Source organism: Silvanigrella sp. (assembly GCF_044369315.1).
GTDB lineage: Bacteria > Bdellovibrionota_B > Oligoflexia > Silvanigrellales > Silvanigrellaceae > Silvanigrella.
Genome location: NZ_JBIPMD010000275.1, coordinates 1 through 4,102, shown reverse-complemented (window position 1 = coordinate 4,102; position 4,102 = coordinate 1). Strand labels below are relative to the sequence as shown.

At 31.4% G+C, this 4,102-nt stretch carries 4 protein-coding genes; 2 read left to right on the top strand and 2 right to left on the bottom strand.

Annotated features, from left to right (window positions below):
- Positions 1-89: 89 nt before the first annotated feature.
- The gene (locus ACIQ56_RS15315; protein ID WP_397601916.1) at positions 90-950 is read left to right on the top strand and encodes a transporter substrate-binding domain-containing protein; all 861 of its coding nucleotides are present in this window, start codon (positions 90-92) and stop codon (positions 948-950) included.
- Here the strand turns inward: ACIQ56_RS15315 and asnS are convergent.
- Complete coding sequence (asnS, locus tag ACIQ56_RS15310) at positions 947-2,350, bottom strand: asparagine--tRNA ligase (protein WP_397601915.1); 1,404 nt, start codon at positions 2,348-2,350, stop codon at positions 947-949. The genes ACIQ56_RS15315 and asnS overlap by 4 nt on opposite strands.
- 199 nt (positions 2,351-2,549) lie before the next feature.
- Between asnS and ACIQ56_RS15305 the strand changes: the two genes are divergently transcribed.
- Complete coding sequence (locus ACIQ56_RS15305) at positions 2,550-3,362, top strand: hypothetical protein (RefSeq protein WP_397601914.1); 813 nt, start codon at positions 2,550-2,552, stop codon at positions 3,360-3,362.
- An 11-nt stretch (positions 3,363-3,373) separates the two neighbouring features.
- On the opposite strand, the gene ACIQ56_RS15300 is transcribed toward ACIQ56_RS15305, so the two are convergent.
- Positions 3,374-3,964, bottom strand: coding sequence for a hypothetical protein (locus ACIQ56_RS15300; protein ID WP_397601913.1), 591 nt, complete (start codon positions 3,962-3,964; stop codon positions 3,374-3,376).
- Positions 3,965-4,102: the final 138 nt, after the last annotated feature.

Genomic DNA, 4,102 nt, shown 5'->3' with positions numbered 1-4,102 from the left:
GTTCTGCAAATAAATTAGTTGATGAAAGTGTTAAACTTGATACAACCGCAAAAGAAATAGAAGTTTTAATTAAAGGGGATAAATAATTTATGCCAAAATTATATTATAATTTTAAAAAAGTTATTATAATTTTTACTTTTATTTTTCAAATAATTATTTACAATCCTCTTGTTTACCCTGATGCTATTTCAGAAATACGTAAAAAAAATGAAATTGTTTTTGGGATAAAAGATAATTTAGTGCCATTTGGCTTCATAAACAAAACAGATAAAAAAACAAGAAAACTAGAAGGATATGATATCGATTTTGCAAACGAAATTGCCAATAAATTAAATCTCAAAGCTGTTTTTAAGCCTGTAAATTCATCTAATCGAATTCCATTATTATTAAAAAAAGATGTCGATATTTTAATTTGTACAATGACAATTACAGAAAAAAGAAAAGAAGAAATTGATTTTAGCCATCAATATTTTGTTTCAAAACAAAAATTTTTAGTTCATAAAGAAACAGTGCGTGAATTAAAAGATATAGATGGGAAAATTATTGTTACCTCAAAAGGATCTACAGCAGAAACAAATACAAAAAAATTTCTCCCTAAAGCAAAGGTCTTGGGTTTAGAAGATTATTCTCAAGCTGCACATGCACTTTATCTTGAAAAAGTATTTGCAATCACAACAGATGAATCTGTTTTAGTCGGATTATTAGCAAATATGAAAGGTAAATCCGATTTTGAAATCATAAATTTTGATATTTCTTCAGAACCTTATGGAATTGGAGTAAGAAAAAATTCGGATGATTTATTAAAATTAATCAATGATACTTTAGAAGAAATGGAAAGAACGGGAAAGGCAAAAGAAATTTTTGATAAATGGTTTGGCCCCACTTCCTCTGTTCCATTAACAAGAGATTTTAAAATTGAACCAGCGAAATTAGGGTCTAGTAAAAATTAAAATTTACAATTGCCTGGAGTACGTGGAAAAGGAATTACATCACGAATATTACCCATTCCAGTAATCCACATAATTAATCTTTCTAAACCTAAACCAAATCCAGCATGAGGGACAGAACCAAAACGACGTAAAGAAACATACCAGTCCATGTGTTCTGCATCTATTCCTTTTAATTTCATTCGTTTCTTTAAAATATCTTCACGATCTTCTCTTTGACTACCACCAACAACTTCACCAATTCCAGGCATTAAAACATCCATCGCTCGGACTGTTTTTCCATCGTCATTTAAATACATATAAAATGCTTTTTGTTCTTCAGGATAGTCATAAACAATTGTAGGTGATTTAAAGTGCTCTTCACAAAGGTAACGTTCATGTTCACTTTTTAAATCACATCCCCAAAACAAGGGATTTTCAAATTCTTTGCCACACTTTTTCAAAATATCAATGGCTTCCGTATAACTTACTCGAATAAATGGGTTTTCTAACGCCATTCTTAAATAAGGTCTTGTATCAATTTGATTTTTTTGAATACAAACATCAATGTCATCATGACAATTTTCTAAAATATCGGCGACAACATAACGAATCATATCTTGAGCAAGATTCATATTATCTTCTAAATCAGCAAAAGCGACTTCAGGCTCCACCATCCAAAACTCAGCAAGGTGTCTTGATGTATTTGAATTTTCTGCGCGGAATGTAGGGCCAAAAGTATAAACTTTATTCATGCCCATAGTTAACAACTCACCTTCGAGTTGCCCCGTTACGCACAACATTGAGGATTCAGAAAAAAAGTCTTTTTCAAAATCCACTTTTCCGTCTTTTGTTTTTGGAACATGAGCAAGATCAAAGTTTGTTACTTTAAATGATTCTCCAGCGCCTTCTCCATCTGCTGTTGTAAGAATTGGAGTGTGAACGTAACAAAATCCTTTTTCAACAAAAAAACGATGGATCGCAAAACTCACACGACTTCGAATTCGAAAAATACTCGAGTACGTAGAAGTTCTTGCACGCATATGTGCATTTTCTCGTAAATATTCCAAAGTCATTTCTTTTTTTTGTAAAGGAAAAGTTTCGGGATCCGCTAATCCAAAAACCTCTATTGAAGAAGCTTGCATTTCATATTTTTGTCCTTTTCCAGGACTTAATACTAAATTTCCTTCTATTTTAAGAGAACAACCTGTTGTTAATTTTTCTACTTCTGTATAATTTGGTAAGTTTGCATCTACAATTACTTGTAATAATTTAGCACATGTTCCATCATTAATTTCTAAAAATGAGAATTTCTTTGAACCTCTTTTGGTTCTGACCCATCCCGCTATTGTAATTGAGGAGGGAGAAATGTTGTCCGCATGAATCTCGGAAATCTGGGTCAATCCAGAAAGTAAAGTTGCCATTGTTTCACCTTCAAATATTTAATAAAATCAGTTTGCTAATCATTATTAGGGTTTAAGTATTTTTGGTACTATATTTATAATCTACCCAAAGCTCACAGTATGTCACAAGCTTTGGATAAGCGCAATGTATTCTAATTTCAATGAAACGAATTATCTATCGTATTTATGATTTTTGTCTAAAACATTTAGGAGAATCGCATTGACCTTCTTCACTTTTTTAAATCATTTTAAGAAGATTTTTTTCATTTTATTTCTATTTTTATCAAATAAATTCTGTTTTGCTCAAAATACGGGAACGAGACAAAATGAACGCAATACCGAACGCTGGTCTCTTTCAACTTACTTCACCGAAAGAGCAAAATTAAAACAGTCCGATCTTTTAATTCGATTTTATAGTGATGGTTCCGGTAAAAATCGACCTCGCATTGAACCCTTTGCTTATGGGCTTTGGTACAACGGCTTGTTAAGTGATGGAAGCTCCTGGGAAGGCATAGGTTACGGAGGGAGTTTATATTTTAATAACTTTATTTCAGGAGTTTTTAAAATACCCACTCCAAATATTGTACCAGGTGTATTTGGTGAACATAGAGAAGAAATGTCTCGAAATATCAGCCGAATCGATTCCTATGGTCCCTCTCTTCGTTTTTTTGGTCGCAATCAGCAAGACTCCGCCTTATTTATCAATTTAAAAAATACACAAAGAGATTTACAAGGACAATATTATGAAGAATGGAATTGGGAAACAGCTCCTATCATTTATATCGCTCAAAGTATTCGTTTTGAAGGTTCTTGGTTATTTTCAAATGATGACTGGCCTGCCTTTTCTTCAAATTATGCAAAACAAAATGGGTTTAAACTTGGCGGTGGCATAGAAATTGGTTTTTTTCGAGTAAGTGGATTTTTTGAAAAAAATTCTTTTATTATTAAAAACCCAAATTATACTTTAAATCCAAATGCATTAAAATCTTTTGATGAAATTCGCCGAGTTATTCAAGTTGGAATTTCTATTTAATCATAAAAAAATTATAAATAACTTGTGATTCCAAGTAAGAGTGAATACGAATAACAATCAACTGAAGGGTATTTTCCTTGAGAAGCATATGCATAAGTTGAATAAGAAGCATTAAACGATTTTTGATACACAGCAGCAATGCTAAAAATAGATTTATTATAATCCAAAGCAAGACCACCTGTTATTCCTTTGTAATCCGAATTTATAATTTCTTCAGGTTCTGTTTTTGCACTTGCCCAGTTGTTTGTAAATAAACCGAATCGAAAAGCTAAATTTTCGATTATTTTTGTTTCAGAACCAAAGGAATAATTTAAAATTGGCTTAAGACTGTAATAATCGATGTCAGAATGAATTCCCGTATAATAAATAACATCAAAAGAAAGTAGCGTAATATCAAATGGTCGCCATGCAATTCCATAACGCATTTGAATAGGAAGCTGATCTACAAAAGAGTTTTTACTAAATGAAGTATATTTATTATTATACTGATCAAAATTGTATTCTTGAACAGTCCCTAAAGAAACTCCATTTGAATTTACAACAGATGCAGATTCTAAAGCACTTGCAGTATAGTTTTGAAGAATAGGAAGTTTATAATTCATAGAAAATCCAAAAGATAAATTATTTAATAATGCCAGTTAAGAGTTGAGAATGTGTTTTTAGAAAAAGAATATGTACTTAAAAAGGCATGCAGAAAATCTTCCGAAAACATGGACAAGCAAGCCCTTTGTTGAACGGAC

What these genes read in the sequence shown, in the direction of transcription:
- ACIQ56_RS15315 (WP_397601916.1), top strand. Translation starts at nt 90, where the DNA reads ATGCCAAAATTATATTATAATTTTAAAAAAGTTATTATAATTTTTACT.
- asnS (WP_397601915.1), bottom strand. Translation starts at nt 2,350, where the DNA reads ATGGCAACTTTACTTTCTGGATTGACCCAGATTTCCGAGATTCATGCG.
- ACIQ56_RS15300 (WP_397601913.1), bottom strand. Translation starts at nt 3,964, where the DNA reads ATGAATTATAAACTTCCTATTCTTCAAAACTATACTGCAAGTGCTTTA.